Source organism: Agromyces bracchium (assembly GCF_009709675.1).
In the GTDB taxonomy this organism is placed as follows: domain Bacteria; phylum Actinomycetota; class Actinomycetes; order Actinomycetales; family Microbacteriaceae; genus Agromyces; species Agromyces bracchium.
On sequence record NZ_WMLB01000011.1, the window covers coordinates 76,160 to 99,741 of the forward strand.

Genomic DNA, 23,582 nt, shown 5'->3' on the forward strand with positions numbered 1-23,582 from the left:
CCGATCCGGCGCGCGCGCCGCGTCGCGACGCTGGACGCATGCTCGGATCGGAACGCGGACGCGTCACGGGGTGGATCGTGCGGTACCTGCCGCTCGAGATCCTCGGCACGGTCGCAGCCGTCGCCGGCGCGGCCGTCGCGTACGAGGCGACGGGTTCGCTCGTCGCCGCCGCGGTCGCCGGGACGATCGCGGAGGGCGTGGGCTACTACGCACTCGTCCTGGTCCGCGGCATCCGCGGCCACCTCGCCTCGCGGCGCGTGCGCCGCCACCGGAGTGCCCCGCGCCGGGCCTTCGCGGCGATCGTCCTCACGCTGCGCGGCCTCGTCGCGGAGTTCGGCCCGGCCGAGGCGCTCGACACGTTCCTCGTGCGGCCCGCGCTCCTCCTCGCGGCGACGACGGCGCTCGGCCCGAACCCGACCGGATGGCTCGTCGGCAAGCTCGCCGCCGATGCCGTGTTCTACGCGGTCGCGATCGTCTCGTTCGAGCTCGGCCGACGGGTGATCCTGCCCGACGGCGGGGCGGATGCCGCGAGCCCGCCGCCCGCGGGCACCACTCGGTCCACGACCCCGCCCGCCCGCCCGAACCGACGGGCGCAGTCGGCACCCAGCCTGGGCGGAGCCCTCCGATGACCCTCGTGCGCCAGACGGCGACCGACCCGGCCCGGCTCGTGCCCGGCCCGGCCGACGCGCCCGCCACGACGAGCGACCTCCGCCCGCGACGGCCTCGGCCGGCTCGGCGCCGCCTCGGCACGGCGACCGGGCCGCTGCCCGAGCTGCCGCCACACCGAGAGCTCGTGCGGCGCGAGCTCGCGGCCTACGCGCAGCGCATCCGGCTCGCCGCACTCGTGCGCGAGCACGGGTCGCCGTTGTTCCTGCTCGACGTCGACCGCGTCGCGACGCAGCTGCTCGCACTCCGTCGGGAGCTGCCGGACGCCGCGATCCACTTCGCGACCAAGTCGCTCCCCCACCCGTCGGTGATCCGCGCGGTCCACGGCTTCGGCGCGTCCTTCGAGGTCGCCTCGCGCGGCGAGATCGACCTGCTCGAGCGCGAGGGCGTCCCGATCGGGCGGTGCCTGCACACCCATCCGGTGAAGTCGGTGGCCGACATCACGGGTGCGTACCTCCGCGGCATCCGCACCTTCGTCGTCGACAGTCCGTCGGAGGTCGCGAAGTTCGCGGGGCTCCCGACGCACGACGTGGGCGTGCTCGTGCGCCTGTCGTTCCCGAATCCCGACGCGAAGTCCGACCTGTCCTCGAAGTTCGGCGTCGCCCCCGAGGACGCGGCCGCGCTCGTCGAGCGCTGCCTTCGGTTCCGGCTCACGGTCCGCGGATTCACCTTCCACGTCGGCAGCCAGACCACGTCGGCCGCGCCGTGGGTGCGGGCGATCGAGACGACGCTGCGGCTCATGCGCTCGCTCGAGGCGCGGCACGGCCTCCGCTTCGAGCTGCTCGACCTCGGCGGCGGGTTCCCCGTCGGCTACGACGAACCGGTGCCGACGCTCGCCGAGCTCGCCCGTGGCATCCGCCCGGCCCTCGCGGCCGTGCCCGCGCACGTGGGCGTCGTGATCGAACCGGGCCGCTTCGTCGCCGCGCCGGCGATGACGCTCGTCACGCGCGTGATCGGCACCAACGACCGCGCCGACGGCCGCTGGCACCACCTCGACGAGGGCCTGTACGGCGCCTACTCGAACATCCCCGCGGAGGACGTGCACGCGCTGCTCTTCGCCGCGGCGGAACTCGGCGTGCAGCCGGTCGGCGACGACGCGGCCGAGCGGGCCGCGCGACGCGTGCTCACCCGCATGCGCGTGCCCGTGACGCTCGCGGGGCCGACGTGCGACAGCGTCGACGTCGTCGCGCGGCACCTGCCGCTGCCGCCGCTCGCCGACGGAGACCTGCTGGTGTCGCCGATGATGGGCGCCTACACCTGGGCGACCGCGACGGGCTTCAACGGCATCGCGCGGACGCCGGTCGTCGAGGTCTCGCCCGCCTGACGGCGCCGCGCCGACCGTGCGTCGCCGGGCGATACCGGGGCGGATGCCTCGAGCTCGCGCCCGAGGCATCCGCCCCGCCGCACCGCTACCGCTACACGAGCGAGTCGCGCCACGCGGCGTGCAGCGCTGCGAACCGGCCCGTGCCGCCGATGAGGTCGGCGGGCGAGCCGTCCTCGACGATGCGGCCGTGCTCCATGACGAGCACGCGATCGGCGATCGCGACCGTCGAGAGGCGGTGCGCGATGATGACCGCCGTGCGGTCGGCGAGCAGCGTCTGCAGGCCCTCCTGCACGAGGCGCTCGCTCGGGATGTCGAGCGAGCTCGTCGCCTCGTCGAGGATCAGCACCGCCGGGTCCGCGAGGAACGCGCGCGCGAACGAGATCAGCTGGCGCTGGCCCGCCGAGACGCGCCCGCCGCGCTTGTTCACGTCGGTGTCGTAGCCGTTCGGCAGGCCCTCGATGAACTCGTGCGCACCGACCGCCTTCGCGGCCGACACGATCTCGTCGAAGGTCGCCTCGGGCTTGCCGAGCGCGATGTTGTCGGCGACCGACCCGGAGAACAGGTACGCCTCCTGCGTGACCATGACGATCGCGCGGCGCAGGTCCTTCGGGTGCATCCGGCGGAGGTCGACGCCGTCGAGTTCGACGACCCCGTCGGTCGGATCGTAGAAGCGCGAGATCAGCTTCGCGAGCGTCGACTTGCCCGCGCCCGTCGAGCCGACGAGCGCGACCGTCTGCCCGGCCGGCACATCGAGGTCGAAGCGCGGCAGCACGACGCGGTCGGGCGTGTAGGCGAACTCGACCGACTCGAACCGCACCCGGCCGTCGGCCGTCCAGAGGTCGACCGGCTCGGCCGGGTCGGGCACGCTCGGCTGCTCCTCGAGGACGCCCGAGATCTTCTCGAGCGCCGACGCGGCCGACTGGTAGGAGTTGTAGAACATCGCCAGCTCCTCCATCGGGTCGAAGAAGCGCTTGGTGTAGAGCACCGCCGCGAGCAGCACGCCGACCTCGAGCACCCCGTCGGCCACGCGGAACCCGCCGATGAGCAGGACGCCGGCGACCGCGACGTAGCCCATGAAGTTGAGCGCCGGGTTGTACACGGCGAACAGCCCGAGCGCGCGGGCGTTCACGTCGCGGTAGTCCTCGACGAGGTCGCCGAAGACGCGCTCGTTGCGACGCTCCGACCGGAACGCCTGCACCGCGCGGATGCCCGTCATGGTCTCGACGAACTGCACGATGAGCTTCGCGCTCGCGACGCGCGAGCGCCGGAACAGCTTCTGCGAGCGCACCTGGAACCAGCGCGTGAGCGCCACGAGCGGGAGCAGTGTCGCGAGCAGGACGAGCCCGGAGAGCCAGTCCAGCCACACGAGCGCGATCGCCGTGAAGAGCATGTACAGCAGGCCTCGTACGAGCTGGTTGATGCCCTCGTCCATGAGCTCGCGGATCGCATCGAGGTCGCTCGTCTGCCGCGAGATGATCCGGCCCGACGTGTACGACTCGTGGAACTCCAGCGACAGCTTCTGCGTGTGCAGGAACACGCGCGTGCGCAGGTCGATGAGCACGGCCTGGCTGACGCGCGCGGCCATGCGGATGTACCACGCGATGAGGAACGCGCCGGCGGCGCCCGTCACGAGGTATGCGAGCCCCGCGAGGCCGACGGGCAGCCAGTCCTGCCGCATGAGCGCCGGGAGGCCCTGGTCGATGCCGTACGCGATGATCGCGGGGCCGGCGACCTGGGCCGCCGTCGAGACGACGATGACGGCCATCGTCACCCAGAGCTGCGCGCGCAGCGGGTGCAGCAGGGAGCCGAGCAGGCGCAGGCTCCGCCTGCGGATCCAGCGCGACTCCGCCTTGGTGTACTCGTCGCGCTCCTCGCCCTGCACGCCGTTCACGGTGCTCATCGGATCGCCTCCTTCGGTTCGGTCTGCTCCGCCGGTCGAGTCGCGACCGACGCAGTCGGCCGCGACTCGAGACCCTCGCCGTCGATCAGGTCGGATGCCTCCGCCTGGGCGCGGCGCTCCTCGTCCTCCAGGCTCGAGATCACGAAGCGGTAGTGCTCCGACTCGTGCAGGAGCTCGGAGTGGGTGCCGACCGCGGTGATCCGCCCGTCCTCCAGGAGGGCGACGCGGTCGGCGAGCATCACCGTCGACGGTCGGTGCGCGACGATCAGCGCGGTCGTCGAGGCGAGCACGGTGCGCAGCTCGGCCTCGACGCGCGCCTCGGTCGCCACGTCGAGCGCCGACAGCGGGTCGTCGAGCACGAGCACCGCGGGCTTGGCGGCCACGGCGCGCGCGAGCGCGAGCCGCTGGCGCTGCCCGCCGGACAGACTCATGCCCTCCTCGCCGACCTTGGTGTCGACGCCGTCGGGCAGGTCGTACGCGAACCCGGCCTGCGCGATGCGCAGCGCCTCGTCGAGCACGCGCTCCGCCTCGGCCGCGACCGCCGGGTCGGCCGCTGCGTCTCCCGTGAGCTCGGGCCTGCCGAGCAGCACGTTCTCGCGCACGGACGCGGAGAACAGCGTGGCGTCCTCGAACGCCATCGCGATGTGCCGGCGCAGCTCCTCGCGCCGGAACGCGCGCACGTCGACCCCGTCGAGCGTCACCGAACCGCTCGTGACGTCGTAGAGGCGCGTGGTGAGCGCCGTCATCGTCGTCTTGCCGCACCCGGTGAGGCCGACGAGCGCCATGGTCTCGCCGGGCCGCAGCACGAGGTCGACGCCGTCGAGCAGGTCGCCGAAGCGCTCCGGCGAATCCTGGTAGCGGAAGTGGACGTCGGTGAACGCGAGCTCGCCGCGCGGCGCGTCGAGCGCCGCGGGTCGCTCCGGGTCGCGGACGGCGTTCTCGCTGTCCATGATGTCGAAGTAGCGGTCCGTCGCCGTCCGCGCATCGAGCGAGAACGCGAGCAGGAAGCCGATCGACTCGATGGGCCAGGCGAGCACGGCGGCGGTCGCGAAGAACGCCACGAGCTGCCCGACCGACAGTTCGCCCTGTGCGGCGAGCTGGACGCCGAGAACCAGGCAGATCGCGAGCGCCACCGCCGGCACGATGAGGATCCACACCCAGATGTTCGCGTCGAGGCGCGCCTTCTCGATCTCGGTCGAGCGGAGCTGCTCGGCCTGGGCACGGAAGGAGCTCAGGGCGTGCTTGCCCCGGCCGAACGCCTTGAGCACGCGGATGCCGTGCACCGACTCCTCGACCGCGGTGGCGAGGTCGCCCGACTGGTCCTGGCTGCGACGCGAGACCTCGGAGTAGCGCCCCTCGAACCGGTAGCCGACGATCCACAGCGGGATCGAGCAGGCGAGGAACACGAGTCCCAGCATCCAGCTCATCGAGATCAGCACCACGGCCCCGACGACGATGACGACGAGGTTCATCACGAGGAGCACGAGGCCGAAGGCGAGCCACCGGCGGATGAGGCCGAGATCGCTCACCGCACGCGAGAGCAACTGGCCGCTCGGCCAGCGGTCGTGGAAGCTCACCGGGAGGTCCTGCAGCTTGGCGTACAGCGCGTCGCGCATGCGCGCCTCGACCCTCGTGGTCGGGCCGATCACGAGCCAGCGGCGCAAGGCGAACATCGCGGCCTCGCCCGCGCCGAGGGCGAGCACGAGCAGCGCCAGCGGCACGATCGCGTCGCGGTCGCCGTCGGCGAGCGGGCCGTCGACGATCGCCTCGAGCACCTGCGGGATCGCGAGGGCGATGAGCTGCGCGACGAGGTAGGCGGCCATGCTCGCGTAGATCGCGGGCATGGCAGGGCCGACGTACGTGCGGAGCCGCATGAGGGCGCGCACCGTTCCGGTGCGCTCGGCGTGGGGTGGATGGAGAGTGGGTCGGGTGGCGGTCACGCCGGGTTCCTTCCGGGAAGCGCGACGGGTCGCGAGGGTGCGGACTCGTCGGAGGGAGACGCGGATGTCGCGCACGTGATCGCGCGCGGACGAGAGCGGCGAGGCGTCGGGCCTCGCGGGAAACGGCCGGCGTCCCGCCGGCTGGACGGTGTCTGGAGCTAGCCCCGGGCGACCGTGGCGGTGGAGGCGAGCGCCGGGACGAATGCACCGAACGCCGCGACGGTGCGGGCGGGAATGCCGGTGTACTTCATGTCGTCCTCCTGCGTCGTGGTCACGAGCCCATCGCCCGCCGGATGGTTCCCCGAGCGGACAGCCCTTCAGATTATGCCCCAGCCCGCGGGTGACGCAAGAGCTGAGTTCGAGCGCCCGACCGCGGCGCTCGCGTGCGCGATCGGCTCAGCGCACCCGCACCGACAGGCACGTGACGCAGCCCTCGAGCTTCTCGAACTCGCTGATGTCGACCGTGACGACGCGGTAGCCGAGGCCGGAGAGGAGCGCGGCGGTCTCGGGCGCCGACGCCGACATGAGCAGGGTCTCGTCGGAGAGGACCACGACCGCGACGCCCTCGGGCTCGGGTACCGCGAGGAAGCGCGGGAACAGCGACGTGTGCTCGATGAGCGCCGGGTCGCCGATGATCGTGCCGTCGGGCAGCGCCGTCACAGCACTCTTCAGGTGCAGCGCCTTCGTCATGGGCACGGCGACGACGGTGTAGCCGAGCGGTGAGAGGATGCCGCGGAGCTGGCGGATGCCCTCGGCGTTCGTGCGCGAGGACGCTCCGACGTAGACGATCGAACCGACCTTCAGGACGTCGCCGCCGTCGAGCGTGCCCGGCGCGGCGATGCGCGCGATCGAGACGCCGGGCATGGCGCGGACGGCGCGTTCGACGGCCTCGACCTCGGCGCGGCGGGACTCGGCGCCTGGGCTCGCGAGCACGGCGAGGCCGCCGAAGAACACCACGGTGTCCTCGATGAAGACGGAGTCGGGCAGGTCGGGTGCGGCGTCGACCTCGACGGTCTCCCACCCCTCTGCCACGAGCGCCGCGCAGTAGTCGTCCCACTGCTCGTCGGCGAGCGCCTGGTCGACGGGCCGGCGCTCGAGGTGGGTGAGCTCGCCCTCGTCGAGGTTCGAGGCGGGGATGCGCACGAACGCGACGCGGCGTGCGGCGCGACGCGGGCGGTGCGCGAGCACCCACGCGGCAACGCGCGGGGCGACGAACACCTCGGCCAGCACGGCCGCGACGATGAAGAGGAGGTTCAACCCGAGGAGGCTCGAGAGCACGAGGGAGAACACCTGGGCGGAGACCTGCACCCCGCTCGTGATCACGTTCGCGCTCGCGGCGAGCAGCGTCGCGAGCACGGCCGAGGTGAGCCCGACGGGCAGGGCGAGGAACCAGGCGCGGAGCGCCCCGAGCGCGTTGCCGATGCAGAGCAGGCCCCACAGCACGACCGTGGCGAGCGCGAAGTAGGGCACCGACTGGGCGAGCACGGCGGGGTTCTGCTCGCGCGCGAGCAGGTTGGCGATGACGCCCGCACCGAACGCGATGAGCGCGACCGCCCCCGCGGAGGCCATGGCCGCGATCGAGCGCCGGGCGACCGTCGCCTGCGCGGGATCGAGGGCGGGCACGGCCGGGGGCTGGGTCGCGGGGGGCGTCATGCGGACGAGCCTATCGGCCGGGCGGGAGGCGTCGCGCACGCGCCGGAGCGCCCCGGACGTCGCCGTCGACGTCGTCCGGGGACGACGGTGCGGGGCGACGGCAGACCGTCGCCCCGCACTCCTGATCAGGTCAGCGCGCCGCGTCGAGACGCGCCGCGGCGAGCCGCTCGGCGGCCTCGAGCGTCGTGATCCCGGCCGCGTCGGCGTCGCGGTGCACCGCACCCACGACGTCGCCGATGCCGGCGATGCGCCGGTCGAGCTCGTCCTGGCCGATGCCGGGTGCCGAGGCGAGGTCGAGGTAGACGACGCCGCCGGCGTTCACGACGAAGTCGGGCGCCCACGCGATGCCGCGGCCGCGCAGCATCCGCGCGACGTCGCGCTCGGCGAGCTGGTTGTTCGCCGCGCCCACGACGGCCCGCACGCGGAGCTCCTGCACGACCTCGGGCGTGAGCACGCCGCCGAGGCCGCACGGCACGAACATGTCGGCCTCGACCCGGTGCGCGTCGGCGGGCGAGACCCACTCGGCGCCGAGCTCCTCGGCGAGCGCGCGCTTGCCCTCGTGCACGTCGGCCACGGTGAGGCGTGCGCCGCCCGCGGCGAGCGCGCGGGCGAGTCGTCCGCCGACCTGGCCGAGCCCGGCGATGACGAAGTGGCGGCCCGCGACGTCGCGCGACCCGAACACGTGGTCGAGCGTCGCGAGGATGCCCGCGTGGACGCCGGCCGCCGTGGCATCCGCCGGCTCGCCGACGCCGCCCTCGTGGGCGGGCAGGCCGCAGACGTGCTCGGTGCGCTCGTGCACGACCGACATGAGCTCGGCGCTCGTGCCGACGTCTTCGGCGGTCATGTACGCACCCCCGAGCGACTCGACGGCGTCGCCGAGGTCGAGCATCGCGTCGTGGCGACGCGCCTCGTCGAGGGTCTCGCCGGCGGGGATGCAGACGACCGACTTGCCGCCGCCGCGCGCGAGGCCCGCTGCGGCGTTCTTCAGGGTCATGGCCTGCGAGAGGCGCAGCGCGTCGGCGAGCGCGTCGGTCCAGTGCTCGTAGTGCCAGACGCGGGCACCGCCGAGGGCCTGGCCGAGTGCGGTGGAGTGCACCGCGACGATGATGGTGAGCCCGGAACGGGGACCGCGCGTGATGAGCACGCGTTCGTGGTCGGGGGCTTCGACGGGCAGTGCGGCGTGGACCCCGTGGGAGGGGGACGGCGCGGGGGCGTGGGTGATCGACATCGATCGGCTCCTTGTACTCATCGCCTTGTGGGCGCGGCTGTGCGGGCGCTTCGTGGGCGCCTTCACCTCAAGGGTACCGCCGCGGAGCCACCGCTCGGCGCCGCCCCGGCGTCAGTGGAAGAAGTGCCGCTCGCCCGTGAAGTACATGGTCACGCCGGCGGCCTTCGCGGCGGCGACGACCTCTTCGTCGCGCACCGACCCGCCGGGCTGGACCACGGCCGTCACGCCCGCATCGAGCAGGATCTGCAGCCCGTCTGCGAAGGGGAAGAACGCGTCGGACGCCGCGACCGAGCCGGCCGCACGTTCGCCGGCGCGCTCGACGGCGAGCTTGCACGAGTCGACGCGGTTGACCTGGCCCATGCCGACGCCGACCGAGGCGCCGCCGGAGGCGAGCAGGATCGCGTTCGACTTCACGGCACGGCACGCGCGCCACGCGAACTCGAGGTCGGCGAGCGTCGCCTCGTCGGCCGGGTCCCCCGCGGCGAGCGTCCACTCGGCGGCGGGCGCGAACGACCGGTCGGCCTGCTGAAGCAGGAGGCCGCCGGAGACCTGCCGGATCTCGGTCACGGGCGGCGTGAAGCCCTCGGGCAGCTCGAGCAGGCGGATGTTCTTCTTCTGCGTGAGGATCTCGACCGCGTCGGGCTCGAAGCCCGGCGCGACGAGCACCTCGGTGAAGATGCCCGAGACGGTCTCGGCCATCTCGCGGGTGACGGTGCGGTTCGCCGCGATGACGCCGCCGAAGGCGGAGACGGGGTCGCACTCGTGCGCGCGCCGGTGGGCGTCGGCGATCGGGTCGGCCGCACCGGATGCCGCGACGGCGATGCCGCACGGGTTGGCGTGCTTGATGATCGCCACGGCCGGCGCGTCGAAGTCGTAGGCGGCCCGCACCGCGGCATCCGCGTCGACGTAGTTGTTGTACGACATCTCCTTGCCGTGCAGCTGCCGCGCCTGGGCGATGCCCGGGCGGCCGCCGACGGCCGAGTAGCGCGCGGCCTTCTGGTGCGCGTTCTCGCCGTAGCGGAGGTCGGCGTCCTTGGTCCAGGCCGCGCCCACCCACGCGGGGAACGGCGACTCCTCGACCGCCTGGTCGGGCGCGACGACGCTGCCGATCCACGAGGCCACGGCGATGTCGTAGGTCGCCGTGTGGCGGAACGCCTCGCGCGCGAGGTCGCGCCGCTGCGCGAGCGTGGTGCCGCCATCGCGCACGGCGGAGGCGACCTCGTCGTAGCGGTCGGGCGAGACGACGACGGCGACGTTCGCGTGGTTCTTCGCCGAGGCGCGCACCATCGCGGGTCCGCCGATGTCGATCTGCTCGACGATCTCGTCGGCCTCGGCGCCCGAGGCGACGGTCTCGACGAACGGGTAGAGGTTCACGATGACGAGCTCGTACGGCGCGATCGCGAGCTGCGCGAGCTCGCGCTCGTGGTGCTCGAGCCGGAGGTCGGCGAGGAGGCCCGAGTGCACCGCGGGGTGCAGCGTGCGCACGCGCCCGTCGAGGTGCTCCGGGTAGCCCGTGACGTCCGCGACCTGGGTCACCGGGAGCCCCGCGTCGGCGATCGCCTTCGAGGTGCCGCCGGTCGACACGATCTCGACGCCCGCCTCGACGAGCGCCGAGGCGAGCTCGACGAGCCCGGACTTGTCGCTCACGGCGATGAGCGCGCGCTTGACGGGAACGAGATCCCGCTCGCGGTAGAGGCTCGGGTCGATCTTGGCTCCGCTCATCGGGCGAGCTCCTTCAGGTCGAGGTGCGAGTTGGCGATGTCGATGACGGCCTGGATGAGCAGGCGCCGCTCGACGGGCTTGATGCGGTCGTGGAGCGTCGACTCGGTGTCGTCGGGCAGCACGGGCACGCGCTCCTGCGCGATGATCGGGCCGCCGTCGACCGAGTTGTCGACGACGATGAGGCTCGCGCCGGTCTCGGTGGCACCCGCGGCGAGCGCGTCGCGCACGCCGTGCGCGCCGGGGAACTCGGGCAGGTACGCCGGGTGCGTGTTGATGAGGTTCGGGCTGAACGCGTCGACCACGGCGGGCGGCACGAGCCGCATGAGCCCCGACAGGATCACGAGGTCGGCGCCCCACGCGCGGACCTGCGCGATGAGCGCCTCGCCCCACGCGTCGCGCGAGTCGTAGGCGGTGAAGGGGACGGTGAAGGCCGGGATCCCGAACTCCTCGCCGAGCGCCAGGCCCTCGCAGTCGCGGTCGGCGCCGATGGCGACGACCCTCGCGGGGAACTCGGCGTCCTCCGACGCCTCGAGGAGCGCGCGGAGGTTCGATCCCGTGCCCGAGATCAGCACGACGAGCTTCAGCACCCTACGAGGGTACCCGCCGCGCAGGTGAGCGGATGACACGCACCCGCCCGCGCACGTGCGCGCCGATCCGCGCGGCCGGCCCGAGACAACGGCGAGCGGATGCCGCGGGCTCGCGCCGCGGCATCCGCTCGCCGTGTCGGACCGGGACTACCGGCCCGCGACCTGACGCTCAGCGTCGGCGATGACGAGCTCGTCGTCGTCGGGCACGAGGACGTCGGTCTCCTCGTTCAGCGCCTCGCCGCGGAAGAACGGCTTCGACGCCGGGAACACCGCCCACACGAGCATGAGCACCGCGCCGAGCGCGAGCGATCCGACGCCGACGACGAACACGCCGCCGACGCCGAAGAGCACCGTGTACCCGTAGTCGGGGTCGAGCATGTCGACGACCGAGAACACGAACGCCGCCGAGAGCAGCAGTGCGCCGATGAAGGGCAGGATGCCGCGGAACCACAGGTTGCGGGCGCTGTCGCGGAGCGTCCTCCGGAAGTACCAGACGCAGGCGAACCCGGTGATCGCGTAGTAGAACGCGATGGCCAGGCCGAGCGAGAGGATCGTGTCCTGCATGAGGTTGTCGCTGATGAGCGACATGCCCACGAAGAAGAGGATCGCGACCGCGCCCATCAGGAGCGTCGAGAACGCCGGCGTCTTGAAGCGCGGGTGCACGCTCGCGAACTTCTCCGGGAGCGCGCGGTAGACCGCCATCGCGAGCGTGCCGCGGGCCGTGGGCAGGATGGTCGTCTGCGTCGACGAGACCGCCGAGATCATCACGGCGACGACGAGCAGCCACGACCACGGGCCGAAGACCGCGTCCTTCAGCGCGAAGAACACGTCGTCGGCGTTGGCCTCGTTGCCGAGCCCGAAGCCCTCGCTGCCGAGGCCCGCGTACGCCATCGCGGCGACGGTGACGCCGACGTAGGTGACGAGCAGGATCACGGTCGTGAGCACGGCGGCACGGCCGGGCGTTCGCTTCGGGTCCTTCGTCTCCTCGTTGAGGGCGAGGCAGGTGTCCCAGCCCCAGTAGATGAAGAGGGCGAGCAGGATCGCCTCGACGAAGCCCGAGAAGTCCTCGAAGCCGAACGGGTTGAACCACTCCAGGGTCGGGAGCATGGCGTTCGCGGGCGCGGTGCCCGTCGCGAACTGCACGATGACGAGCACGACGAACGCGGCGAGCGCGACGTACTGGATGGCGAGCAGCACGTTCTGCAGGCGCTCGCCGATCTCGAGGCCGCGCCAGCTGATCCAGGTCATCGCGGCGATGAAGACGACGCCGGTGACGGTCACGACGACCGGGTCCTCGGCGAGCGATTCGTCGATGAGCAGCCAGAAGTAGATGCCGCCGATCTGGGCGAGGTTGGCGAGCACGACGACGCCTGCGACCGCGACGCCCCATCCGCCCATCCAGCCGATCCACGGGCCGAACGCCTTGGTGCCCCAGGTGAACGTGGTGCCGCAGTCGGGGATCTCTCGGTTGAGCTCGCGGTAGGCGAAGGCGATCAGGAGCATCGGCGCGAACGCGATGATGAACGCGATGGGCGCCTGCGCGCCGACGGCGAGCACGACCCAGCCGAGCGTCGCCGCCAGCGAGTAGACGGGCGCCGTCGAAGCGAGGCCGATGACCGTCGAGCCCCAGAGGCCGAGGGTTCCGGTCGCGAGGCCCTTGCCGTCGTGGCGGCCGGAGGCGGGGCCCATGGCCGGGTCGGGGGCGGAGGCGGGCCGCGGTCGGGCAGCGGTCTCGGTCATGTGACTCCTCATCGAGTGCGGTGCGGGGTGGCGCGATGATGCGCAGCCGCCGGGGCGCGCCGCAGCGCGTCAGGGGAACCGGGGGCTTGTTGTCCGTGAGGATAACACGGCGGCGGATGGCGCTGAAATCGCCGCTCAGCGGCCGCGGCTCCCCCGCGTCAGGCCCTCGATCTCGACCGTCTCGACGTCGTCCGACGAGTTGCGTCCGGCGGTCGCCGAATCCGACGACGGCTCCGCCGGCGCCTCGCGGGGCTCGTCGCCACCGGCCTCGCGCCACCACGGACCACCCGGCGACTCCGCCGGTGCGTCGTCCGCACCGCGGGAGCGAGCGCGCGCCGCGAATGCACCCGCGATCGCCCCGACGCCGACGCTCGCCGCGGTGACGCCGGCGACGAGCAGGGCGTCCGGCCCGACCTCGACCAGGTTCCCCGGTCCGACGGCACCGCCAGAGCCCCACGCGAGCGCTCCCATGAGGAGACCCGCGACCACGCCGGCGCCCGCCCCGACCGCGAGCGTGGCCCACCACGGCTCGTGGTCGCGTTCGCGCTTGCCGCGCCCGACGAGGACCGCACCGCCGAACCCGAGGAGCACGGGCAACGCGAGCCAGAGCACGCCGAGCGGTGCCCCGTCCGCGGGCAGCGCGCCGAGGATCGGCAGCCCCGGGACCGGCCCGATGAGGGTCACGCTCGGCGACACGAGCGTGCCGGCGCCGACCGCGAAACCGGGTCCGAGCATCCACGACGCGGCCCAGACGACGAGGTTCGGCAGCAGCGCGAGTTCGACGAGCGTGATCACGATTCCGCCGTCGACGCCCGCGCCGAGCGTCTGGTACAGCCCGATGATCGTCGGATGGTCGATCACGATGCGCACCGCGAGCATGGCCGCCGCGACGCCGATCACTCCGACCGCCGACCCCACCCCGATCCGGATCGCCGAGCGGATGCCCGCCCAGGCGACGAACGGAAGGGTGTCGAGTCGATCGCGCACGGCGCTCGTCGTGGCATCCGTCGCCCAACCCGACCGGCCGAAGGCGACCGCCACGCCCGCGAGCACCCCGCCGCCCATGACGAGGCCCGGCAGCACCGCCGCCTGCCAGAGCACCGGCTGCGCGATCGGATGCGCGACGAGCACCGCGAGCCCCGCTCCGAGCAGGGCGGTCACGAGCACCGCCGAGACGGCGCCCACGACGGGCGTGCCGGTCGCGGTCGCGCGGCGGCCGATGCGCAGGCCGAAGAGGAACGTGATCGCCGCGAAGCCGAGCAGTGCGATGCCGATGGTGAACGGGGCGTCCGCCCCGGCGATCCCGACCGTGGCCGCGGTCGCGGGGTCGAGCTGCACGACGAGGTCGACGCCGTGGCCGAGGAGCCAGGCGTCGGCCGCGGCGCGGAAGAACGCGTCGACCGGGGCGGCGAGGCCGAAGTGCACGGCCCAGAGCAGCATCAGCGGCACGAGTGCGAGGCCGAGGCCGACGAGGACCGCGACCGTGGCCTCGAGCGCGGCCAGCAGGGCGATCGTCGTGCGTCTCATCGCACGCGAGCCTAACCCGGGCGCGGCCGGGCGCCGTGCACGACGTGCGGTCCCGTGCGAGCGGATGCCGCTCCCGCGCCTCAGGCGGCGGGAGCGGACGCGATCACGGGCTCGCGAGCGGTTCCGACTCGAGCTCGGGTTCGGGTTCGACCTCCACCAGCACGACTTCGTCGGGTCGGCGCACGAGTTCGACGACCAGCACGGCCAGCAGGGCGATCACCACCGTCCACGCCACGGCCGACACCGTGAGCGGCCTCGAGAACCACAGCACGAGCGAGGCGATCACCGCGATGCCCGCGTAGGCCGCGATCCGCCAACGGTGCAGGCCGATTCCGAATCGGCCCGTCGTGATGCCGTGGTCGGCGGCACTGCGCCGGACCGCGTTGAACGTGTCATCCGAGAACCCGCGCACGCGCCGCGCCGCCGACCAGGGCCCGGAGAGCCAGGCGATGATCGCGAGCGCGATCGCGAGCACCGTGAGCGCGGTGATCGTCGAGACCATGAGCTCGGTCAGCCCGCCGAAGATGGCCTCCGCCGCGCCGCGCGTCATGATCGTCGGACTCACCGCGCCGACGAAGAAGATCCGGCCCGTGCCGAAGCCGGCGAGGGTCAGGAGCATGACGAGCGCGAACCCGCCCGCGGTCCAGGCGAGCGCGACGCTGCGTCGCTTGGCGACGACGACACCGGCGGCGAGGATCAGGAGCGTGATGAGCGGCAGCCAGGTTCCGACTCCCACGGCGAGTGCGTAGATCGTCTGCACCAGGACCAACGAGTCGGCCTGCGCGATCTGCACGCTGCCCTCGATCACCGGGATCGCCGCGGCGAAGCCGACGCCCTGCTCGCTCAGGCGATCCTTCACGGCCTCGATGATCGGCCCGAGCTGGATGGAAAGGGTGCCGTCACCGCCGATCTGGAGCATCGCGTCGGGGTCGCCCTGCAGTGCGGCGACGAACTGCGTGTGGCTCGCGCGCAAGGCGGCATCCCAGACGTTCGCGAACGCCTCCGAGGCGATGAAGCCGTCCACGGTCGACGAGAGCAAGGCGCTGAGGCCCTGCGCCGCCGGGGCCTCCAGCAGTCCCAGTGCGTCCTCCGCCCGCGGCGGCAGGTCGAGCGTGCGGATGCCGTCGAAGACGTCGGAGGTGAGCTGCGGGATGTCGACCTGCGCCTCGATCGCCGTGGTCACCTCGTCGGCGAGGAACTTCTGCACGTCGGGGTCGTCGGCGAGCGGACCGAAGGTCGCCACGAAGCGGTCGGTGTCGACGAGCTCGGCGCGCGCCCAGGCACTGATGACGGCGACGGGTGCGAGCAGGAGCCCGATCACCACGAGCACGACGGCCGCGACGGTCCGGCCGCGTCGGCGCTTCGGGCGTTCGGGTGAGACGGATGCCGCGGCCGCCACGTCGGCCGACAGGTCGCGCGTCTCCGCGGCGTCGGCGCGCAGCCTGGCGTTTTCGGCCTCGAGTTCGGCGATCCTGGCGCGCAGGTCGTCGTCGGTGTTCGTCGCGTCGCTCATCTGCGCCCACTCCCCCGGCTCGGCTTCGCTGCCGACGATATCGAGGTCGCCTCCCGCGGGCGGGCCGATGGTCCCGCGACACGCCGCCGCGGCATCCGTCGTCAGTGGATGATGGCCTTCAGCAGGATCATCGCGAAGCCGAACGTCGCGGTGCCGAGCGCGCCCGCGACCTGGATGAGGAGGCTCGACCCCCGACGCCGGAAGGCGATGAAGCCGAGGACGGCGAGCACGATCACGCCGACCCAGAGCGCCGTCCAGATGGCCCAGAGGTCAGGAACGACGCGCGCCGCGCCGAGCAGCAGGATCGACGACGGGATGAGCGCCGCGACGAGCATGCCGAACGAACGACGGAGCGCGCCGCGGAACGCCTCGCCGAGGCTGACCATGCGGTGGTCGTCGAAGCCGTGGTGCGCGACCGTGCCGGCGTACACGTGGGCGGCCCAGAACACGATGACCGTGATGACGACGGTCCAGAACACGCGCCACGAACTCTCGCCGTGCCCGCCCGCGACGACGATCATGCCCGAGACGAGGATGACGCCGTAGACCGACTCCTCGGTCACGAAGCTGGTGCGGAGGACCTCGGCGGGCGAGGGCGGTGACGGTCTCCGATCCGTCGTGCGGCGCTGCGAACCGCCCACACCCCGATCGACCCCACTCATGTCCTCAACTCTGCCACGCGCGTGCCCCGATCTGGGGTACTGAGCATTCCTCATATCGGAGTACCGTGCGGAATGGCGTTAAGACCACTACGGCGCGACGCACGCCCGCGACGACCTACCCCCGTCGCCGGACGCGCCGAAGACGAACCACCCGAGATTCGCCCGCTCGCCCGCAGCGGAGCGTCCGGCCCGCCCGGACCGGACGAAACTGCGAACCGGGAGGCGATGATGCCCCTCACAACAACCCGAACGCCCGACGAACGGATGACGTTCCGGCGGCGATGTCTGCGCGGAGCCGCGAGCGTCGGCTTCCTCGCCCTCGCAGGTACGGCACTGATCGGCGCCCCGGCATCTGCGCAGGCGCCGCCTCCGAGCCTGACGGGGAGCGACTTCGAGATCGACGCCAACGCGAACCTCGTGGTCGATGTGGCCGGTGACCTCGATTGGGCCACCGTGGACGAGAACCGGAAGACGGACCTGCCGTCCGGCACCGGTGATGACTCGTTCGGCCAGGGCTCCAAGGAAGACACCCCTGTGCCTTCACCGGTTTCTGGATCGATCCCACCGAACAAGAGCGACCTGAAGACGTTCGGCACGTACCTCGAGGAGACGCCGGCCGGCGACTTCCTGCACATGTTCTGGCACCGCGTGCAGGATCCCAGCGGCACGACGAACATGGACTTCGAGTTCAACCAGTCCGATGTCGATTCTGGCAACGGGGTCACACCCGAGCGCACGGACGGGGACCTGCTGATCCAGTACGACCTCGCGAATGGTGGCACCAATCCAGAGCTCTTCCTCTCCAGGTGGGTCGCAACCGGACCCAAGGAGCAATGCGAGGCCGCGAACGCGACCCCATGCTGGGGCGTACGTGACAGCCTCAGCGAGGTGGGCGACGCGACCGGATCCATCAACACCACCGCGATCCTCGCCGGAGCGACAGACGGACTCGGCAACGTGTCCGCCCGGACGTTCGGCGAGGCGACCGTCGACTTCTCGGCGATCGTCGGCGACGACGAGTGCGTTTCGTTCGGAAGCGCGTACCTCAAGAGCCGGTCCTCCGATTCGTTCACGGCGGCGATGAAGGACTACATCGCGCCGGCCCCGACGGACCTCACCAACTGCGCGAAAGTGGTCATCCACAAGGAGACCGATCCCGCCGGCGACTCGACGACGTTCGACTTCACGACCGCGATCGAGACGCAGGATGACGGGGACAACCCGATCTTCAGCCTGACCGGTGAGACCGGAAGCGACACCCAGGAGTACGAGAACGTCTTCTTCGGCACCGGCCTGACGGTGACCGAGTCGACACCGCCGAGCGGCTGGACGCTGATCGGCATCGACTGCTCCGACAGCGTCGGGGTGACCGTGGACCCGGAAGACATCGATCTTCTGACCGGAACGGTGACGTTCGACCTGGATGACGCGGACGACGTGCTCGAGTGCACCTACACCAACCAGGCGAAGGGCAGCATCATCGTGGAGAAGATCACGAGTGACGGGTTCGGCGCGTTCGACTTCACGTCGGGCACGCTGCCGGATGCCGCATTCACGCTCACCACGACGGCCGCCGGCGCAGGGGGCAAGGACTCCAACACGTACGCCAACCTGACGCCGGGCTCATACGACGTCTCGGAGACGGTGCCGGCCGGCTGGAACCTCACCAGCGAGACCTGCAGCGACTCGTCTGATCCGCAGTCCATCTCGTTGCAGGCCGGCGAGACCGTGACCTGCACGTTCACGAACGCGCGTGAGAAGGGCGCCATAAAGATCGTGAAGACCCGCAAGCACGCCGCGTCCGGGCCGGGCGACCACCCGCACGCAGGCGTGACCTTCACGGTCACGGGTGGCAACCTCACGCAGGGAATCGTCGTCCAGACGAACGCCCAAGGTATCGCGTGCGTCCCGAACCTCGTGGTCAGCAGCCTCGTCGGCAACTACACCGTGACCGAGTCCGTCCCGTCGGGCTACGTCGCTCTGTCGACGAACCCGCAGACCGCCTCGGTATCCGAGAGCGCTGCTGACTGCAGCGACACGCCTGCCGGCGCGGTCAAGACGTTCGCCAACATGCCGTTGACGAACTTCACGATCACGGTCGACTCGCAGATCGACGGCGGCACCGCGTCGACGATCGACTGCGACGCCGCAGCCGACCCGCCGTACGAGGCGACGACCGGTGCGAACGGCGACGGGTCGCTCAGCAAGAGCAACCTCCAGCCGGGGACGTACACCTGCGTGATCATCATCGACCCGTGAACTGAGGAGGGAGCAGATCACTGATCCAGAGGGTCCCGCCGGCTTGGGCCGGCGGGACCCTTGCGTGCGTCCCCCGATCTGGGGGTATTGAGTATTCCTCAGGTTATCTTCCGGTGGTGGTTGCTCGCGAGTAACGTGCGGAATGGCGTGAGAGACCCCTACGGCGCGATGCACGCCCGGTGAAGCTCCTACCCACCTCGTCGGACGCGCCGTTGCGGACCGCCCGAGTCCGCCCACCGCCCGCAGAGGCCGTCCGGTCCGACCGGACCGGACGAACCTGCGACACCGGAGGCGATGATGCCATCCACACCCCGACCCCGCACATCCGAGGATCGCGCGACATTCCGGCGGCGATGTCTACGCGCAGCCGCCGTCACCGGTTTCCTCGCGCTCGGCGCGACGGCCCTGATCGGCGGGCCGGCGCTCGCGGCCCACGGCGATGTGAGCCTGGCGGGCAGCAACTTCGAGATCGACACAGACGCCAACCTCAAGGTCGACCACACGGCCCCGCCGTCCCTCGACTGGGCGAACGTGGCCGAGGCCCGCAAGGCCGACCTCGCGAGCGGCTCGGGCGACGACTCGTTCGGCCAGGGCTCGAAGGAGGACACGCTCGTTCCGAGCGTCGTCGACGGGAGCATTCCGCCGAACAAGTCCGACCTGAAGAACTTCGGCACGTACCTCGAAGAGACGGCCGGCGGCGACTTCCTCCACATGTTCTGGCACCGCGTGCAGGATCCCTCCGGCACGACGAACATGGACTTCGAGTTCAACCAGTCGGAGACCATCTCGTCGAACGGCGTCACTCCAGAGCGAACCGCGGGCGACCTGCTCATCCAATACGACCTGTCCCAGGGGGGCACCAACCCGCAGTTGTTCCTTTCCACCTGGGTCGCCAGCGGACCGAAGTCGCAGTGCGAGGCGGCCAACAGCACTCCGTGCTGGGGCACGCGCGTGAACTTGAGCGCGACGAATGACGCGACCGGGTCGATCAACACGTCGGCGATCCCCTCCGCTGAGGCCGACGGACTCGGCGATATCTCGCCGCGCACGTTCGGCGAGGCGACGGTCGACTTCTCGGCAATCGTCGGCGACGACTGCGTCGCCTTCGGCAGCGCCTACCTGAAGAGCCGCTCGTCAGACTCGTTCACGGCCGCGATGAAGGACTTCATCGCACCGCTCGAGACCGGCATCAACAACTGCGGTGCCCTGAAGATCGTGAAGACGAAGAAGCACGCGGCGGCGACGCCGACCACGCAGCCGCACGCCGGCGTCGTGTTCAACGTCTCGGGCGGCTCGCTGCCCGCAGGCACCACGGCGACGACCAACGCCAGCGGCGTGGCGTGCATCGCCGGCATCGACGCAGGCAGCTATACCGTCACCGAGCAGGTGCCGACCGGCTACGCGGTGACCTCCGCCAACCCGCAGAACGCGACAGTGGTGGCCGACACAACCTGCGACACCGCCACGCCCGTGACGTTCACCAACATGCCGTTGACGAACTTCACGATCACGGTCGACTCGCAGATCGACGGCGGCACGGCGTCGACGATCGACTGCGACGCCGCAGCCGACCCGCCCTTCGAGGCCACGACCGGTGCGAACGGCGACGGGTCGCTCACCAAGAACAACCTGCAGCCGGGCACCTACACCTGCGTGATCATCATCGACCCGTGAGCTGAGAAGGCAGCTCACGCCTGACACGAGGAGCCCCGCCGGCATTCGCCGACGGGGCTCCTCCGGTGCGGCACGACCGGGCGCGAGTGCGCCGGCCGCGGCATCCGCTGCCTACGCGCTCAGCGCCTCGTAGACCTCGCGGAGCAGGCGCGCCGTCTCGGACGGCGTCTTGCCGACCTTCACGCCGGCGGCCTCGAGGGCCTCCTTCTTCGCTTGCGCGGTGCCCGCCGAACCCGAGACGATGGCGCCCGCGTGGCCCATGGTCTTGCCCTCGGGCGCGGTGAAGCCCGCGACGTAGCCGACGACCGGCTTCGTCACGTTCGCCTTGATGAAGTCGGCCGCGCGCTCCTCGGCGTCGCCGCCGATCTCGCCGATCATGACGATCGCCTTGGTCTCGGGGTCGGCCTCGAACGCCGCGAGCGCGTCGATGTGCGTCGTGCCGATCACAGGGTCGCCGCCGATGCCGATCGCGGTCGAGAAGCCGAGGTCGCGGAGCTCGTACATCATCTGGTACGTCAGGGTGCCCGACTTCGAGACCAGGCCGATCGGGCCCTTGCCGGTGATGTTCGCCGGGGTGATGCCGACGAGCGACTCGCCGGGGCTGATGATGCCGGGGCAGTTCGGCCCGATGATGCGGGTCAGGCCGCCCTTCTCCTTGGCGTAGGCCCAGAACTCGGCCGAGTCCTGCACGGGCACGCCCTCGGTGATGATGACCAGGAGCGGGATCTCGGCGTCGATGGCCTCGACGACCGCGTCCTTGGTGAAGGCCGGCGGCACGAACGCGATCGAGACGTCGGCGCCGGTGGCCTCGATCGCCTCGGTGACCGACGCGAACACGGGCAGCTCGACGTCGTTGCCGTCCTTGTCCTTGTGCAGCACAGTGGTGCCGGCCTTGCGGGCGTTCACGCCGCCGACCACCTGGGTGCCAGCGGCGAGCATGCGCGCGGTGTGCTTCGAGCCCTCGCCGCCGGTGATGCCCTGGACGATGACCTTGTTGTCCTTGTTCAGGAAGATCGTCATTGCAGTGATCCTGTCCTTCTGCGCTTACGCGGCGTTCGCCAGCTCGGCGGCCTTGTCGGCGCCCTGGTCCATGTTGTCGGCGAGGGTGACGAGCGGGTGCGCCGCCTCCTCGAGGATGCGACGGCCCTCGGCCACGTTGTTGCCGTCGAGGCGCACGACGAGCGGCTTGTTCGCCTCGTGGCCCAGCTCGGCGAGCGCGCCCACGATGCCCTTGGCGACCTGGTCGCACGCGGTGATGCCGCCGAAGACGTTCACGAAGACCGACTTCACCTGCTCGTCGCCGAGGATGATCGAGAGGCCGTTGGCCATGACCTCGGCCGAGGCGCCGCCGCCGATGTCGAGGAAGTTCGCGGGCTTCACCCCGCCGTGGTTCTCGCCCGCGTAGGCGACGACGTCGAGGGTCGACATGACCAGGCCCGCGCCGTTGCCGATGATGCCGACCTCGCCGTCGAGCTTGACGTAGTTCAGGTCGAGCTCCTTGGCCTTGGCCTCGAGCGGGTCGGCTGCAGCCTTGTCCTCGAGGAGGGCGTGGCCGGCGTGACGGAACTCGGCGTTCTCGTCGAGCGTGACCTTGCCGTCGAGGGCGATGACCTCGCCGTCCTCCGACAGGATGAGCGGGTTCACCTCGACGAGCGTCGCGTCCTCACCGGTGTAGACGTCGTAGAGCTTGACGAACACGTCGGCCACCTTGTCGACCAGCTCGGCCGGGAAGTTCGCGGCGACCGCGATCTCGCGGGCCTTCTCGGGGCTGATGCCCGTGCCGGGGTCGACCTCGATGCGGGCGAGCGCCTCGGGCTTCTCGACCGCGAGCTGCTCGATCTCCATGCCGCCCTCGACGCTCGTGAGCGAGAGGTAGGAGCGGTTGGCGCGGTCGAGCAGCACCGAGAAGTAGAACTCCTGCGCGATGCGCGCACCGCCGGCGACCATCACCCGCTTGACGACGTGGCCCTTGATGTCGAGACCGAGGATCGCCTTCGCGGCCTCCTCCGCCTCGTCGGGGTTCTTGGCGACCTTGACGCCGCCCGCCTTGCCGCGGCCGCCGGTCTTCACCTGGGCCTTGACGACGACGACGCCGCCGAGCTTCTCGGCTGCGGCGCGCACGTCTTCGGGGGTGTCGGCGACGATGCCCGGGAGCACCGGCACTCCGTACTTCTCGAAGAGGTCTCTGGCCTGGTACTCGTAAAGATCCACGCTCTGCTTCCTATCGTTCGCGCGGAATGCGCGCAGGGATGGGTGGGTGAGGGGCCCGGCTGTGAGAGTCTCGACGTCAAGATACCTCGATGTCGAGATAAGTCGAACCGCGACCATGGTACTCCGTCGTCGACGGGCCGCCGAACCCGCGGGTCTCCGTCGCGGCGCGTGCGACCGCGCCTGCTCAGGTGAGGCTCACCATGCTGGCGAGCGGCGCTCCGCTTTGCGAGACTGCCGCCATGACGGATGCCACGGCCGAACCGGTGCACCGCACCGATCCCCACGACGGGAAGGTCCACGAGAAGCTCAACTGGCTGCGGGCGGGCGTGCTCGGCGCGAACGACGGCATCGTCTCGGTCGCTGCGCTCGTCGTCGGCGTCGCCGCGGCGACGACGGATGTCGCAGCCATCCTCATCGCGGGCATCGCCTCGGTGGTCGCCGGCGCGATCTCGATGGGCCTCGGCGAGTACGTCTCGGTCTCCAGCCAGCGCGACACCGAACACGCCCTGATCGCCAAGGAGAAGGGCGAGCTCGCCACGATGCCCGAGCAGGAGCTCGCCGAACTGACGGCGATCTACCGCGCGAAGGGGCTCTCCGAGGAGACGGCGGACCGCGTCGCCCGCGAGCTCACCGAGCACGACGCACTCGCGGCGCACCTCGAGGCCGAGCTCCACATCTCCGAGACGGATGTCGTGAACCCGTGGCACGCGGCATGGGCGTCGGCCGCGGCATTCCTCACGGGCGCCGTCCTCCCGATGCTCGCGATCCTGCTCCCGCCGCCGGAGTGGCGGATCATCACCACCTTCGTCGCCGTCGTGATCGCCCTCGCGATCACTGGCTGGCTCTCGGCCTGGATCGGCGGTGCCCCGCGCACACGTGCGATCACCCGGGTGGTGGTCGGCGGCGCGCTCGCCCTCGTCGTGACGTGGATCATCGGCGCCCTGCTCGGCGGGGCGGTCTGACGGGCGGGTCCGTT

The 23,582-nt window shown here is 71.5% G+C and carries 17 protein-coding genes; 5 read left to right on the forward strand and 12 right to left on the reverse strand.

What is annotated here, in order from left to right:
* Positions 1–38: 38 nt before the first annotated feature.
* A complete protein-coding gene (locus GJ743_RS04035; RefSeq protein WP_155050650.1) occupies positions 39–629 on the forward strand; it encodes a hypothetical protein in 591 nt (196 codons plus the stop codon).
* Positions 626–1,990, forward strand: coding sequence for a type III PLP-dependent enzyme (locus tag GJ743_RS04040; RefSeq protein ID WP_155050651.1), 1,365 nt, complete (start codon positions 626–628; stop codon positions 1,988–1,990). Before GJ743_RS04035 ends, GJ743_RS04040 begins: the two co-directional genes overlap by 4 nt.
* A gap of 91 nt (positions 1,991–2,081) precedes the next feature.
* Here GJ743_RS04040 and GJ743_RS04045 read toward each other — a convergent pair whose 3' ends face one another.
* From GJ743_RS04045 to GJ743_RS04090, 10 genes are all read right to left on the reverse strand, one after another.
* Positions 2,082–3,890 carry an ABC transporter ATP-binding protein gene (locus GJ743_RS04045; protein WP_155050652.1) on the reverse strand — a complete coding sequence of 603 codons (1,809 nt, stop codon included), beginning with the start codon at positions 3,888–3,890 and terminating at the stop codon, positions 2,082–2,084.
* Positions 3,887–5,764: an ABC transporter ATP-binding protein gene (locus tag GJ743_RS04050; RefSeq protein WP_155050690.1), complete on the reverse strand. Its 1,878-nt coding sequence runs from the start codon at positions 5,762–5,764 to the stop codon at positions 3,887–3,889. Before GJ743_RS04050 ends, GJ743_RS04045 begins: the two co-directional genes overlap by 4 nt.
* Positions 5,765–6,226: 462 nt before the next feature.
* On the reverse strand, positions 6,227–7,483 hold the full coding sequence (gene ddaH / locus GJ743_RS20090; protein ID WP_155050653.1) for a dimethylargininase: 1,257 nt from the start codon (positions 7,481–7,483) through the stop codon (positions 6,227–6,229).
* Between the two features lie 130 nt (positions 7,484–7,613).
* Positions 7,614–8,711, reverse strand: a complete 1,098-nt coding sequence (locus GJ743_RS04060; RefSeq protein ID WP_155050654.1) for a Glu/Leu/Phe/Val dehydrogenase dimerization domain-containing protein — start codon at positions 8,709–8,711, stop codon at positions 7,614–7,616.
* 111 nt (positions 8,712–8,822) lie between these two features.
* Entirely contained in the window at positions 8,823–10,433 is a 1,611-nt protein-coding gene (purH, locus tag GJ743_RS04065) for a bifunctional phosphoribosylaminoimidazolecarboxamide formyltransferase/IMP cyclohydrolase (protein WP_155050655.1), read from the reverse strand.
* Positions 10,430–11,020, reverse strand: coding sequence for a phosphoribosylglycinamide formyltransferase (purN, locus tag GJ743_RS04070; protein WP_328288763.1), 591 nt, complete (start codon positions 11,018–11,020; stop codon positions 10,430–10,432). The genes purH and purN overlap by 4 nt, the downstream gene beginning before the upstream one ends.
* 147 nt (positions 11,021–11,167) lie before the next feature.
* Positions 11,168–12,709 carry an APC family permease gene (locus tag GJ743_RS04075; protein ID WP_155050692.1) on the reverse strand — a complete coding sequence of 514 codons (1,542 nt, stop codon included), beginning with the start codon at positions 12,707–12,709 and terminating at the stop codon, positions 11,168–11,170.
* 186 nt (positions 12,710–12,895) lie between these two features.
* On the reverse strand, positions 12,896–14,287 hold the full coding sequence (locus GJ743_RS04080; protein WP_155050656.1) for a cell division protein PerM: 1,392 nt from the start codon (positions 14,285–14,287) through the stop codon (positions 12,896–12,898).
* Between the two features lie 103 nt (positions 14,288–14,390).
* Positions 14,391–15,800, reverse strand: coding sequence for a hypothetical protein (locus GJ743_RS04085; RefSeq protein ID WP_155050657.1), 1,410 nt, complete (start codon positions 15,798–15,800; stop codon positions 14,391–14,393).
* Positions 15,801–15,901: 101 nt separating this feature from the next.
* Positions 15,902–16,462 carry a hypothetical protein gene (locus tag GJ743_RS04090; RefSeq protein ID WP_155050658.1) on the reverse strand — a complete coding sequence of 187 codons (561 nt, stop codon included), beginning with the start codon at positions 16,460–16,462 and terminating at the stop codon, positions 15,902–15,904.
* A 228-nt stretch (positions 16,463–16,690) separates the two neighbouring features.
* Between GJ743_RS04090 and GJ743_RS04095 the strand changes: the two genes are divergently transcribed.
* Together GJ743_RS04095 and GJ743_RS04100 are read left to right on the forward strand one after the other, a co-directional pair.
* Positions 16,691–18,721: an MSCRAMM family protein gene (locus GJ743_RS04095; protein WP_155050659.1), complete on the forward strand. Its 2,031-nt coding sequence runs from the start codon at positions 16,691–16,693 to the stop codon at positions 18,719–18,721.
* A 297-nt stretch (positions 18,722–19,018) separates the two neighbouring features.
* The gene (locus tag GJ743_RS04100) at positions 19,019–20,395 is read left to right on the forward strand and encodes an MSCRAMM family protein (protein ID WP_155050660.1); all 1,377 of its coding nucleotides are present in this window, start codon (positions 19,019–19,021) and stop codon (positions 20,393–20,395) included.
* A 111-nt stretch (positions 20,396–20,506) separates the two neighbouring features.
* Here the strand turns inward: GJ743_RS04100 and sucD are convergent, their stop codons facing one another.
* Both sucD and sucC read right to left on the reverse strand, forming a co-directional pair.
* Positions 20,507–21,415, reverse strand: a complete 909-nt coding sequence (sucD, locus tag GJ743_RS04105; RefSeq protein ID WP_155050661.1) for a succinate--CoA ligase subunit alpha — start codon at positions 21,413–21,415, stop codon at positions 20,507–20,509.
* Positions 21,416–21,439: 24 nt separating this feature from the next.
* Positions 21,440–22,606, reverse strand: a complete 1,167-nt coding sequence (sucC, locus tag GJ743_RS04110) for an ADP-forming succinate--CoA ligase subunit beta (protein ID WP_328288764.1) — start codon at positions 22,604–22,606, stop codon at positions 21,440–21,442.
* 239 nt (positions 22,607–22,845) lie between these two features.
* Between sucC and GJ743_RS04115 the strand changes: the two genes are divergently transcribed.
* Positions 22,846–23,568 (forward strand): VIT1/CCC1 transporter family protein, encoded by a 723-nt coding sequence (locus GJ743_RS04115; protein WP_155050663.1) that lies wholly within the window; start codon positions 22,846–22,848, stop codon positions 23,566–23,568.
* Positions 23,569–23,582: the final 14 nt, after the last annotated feature.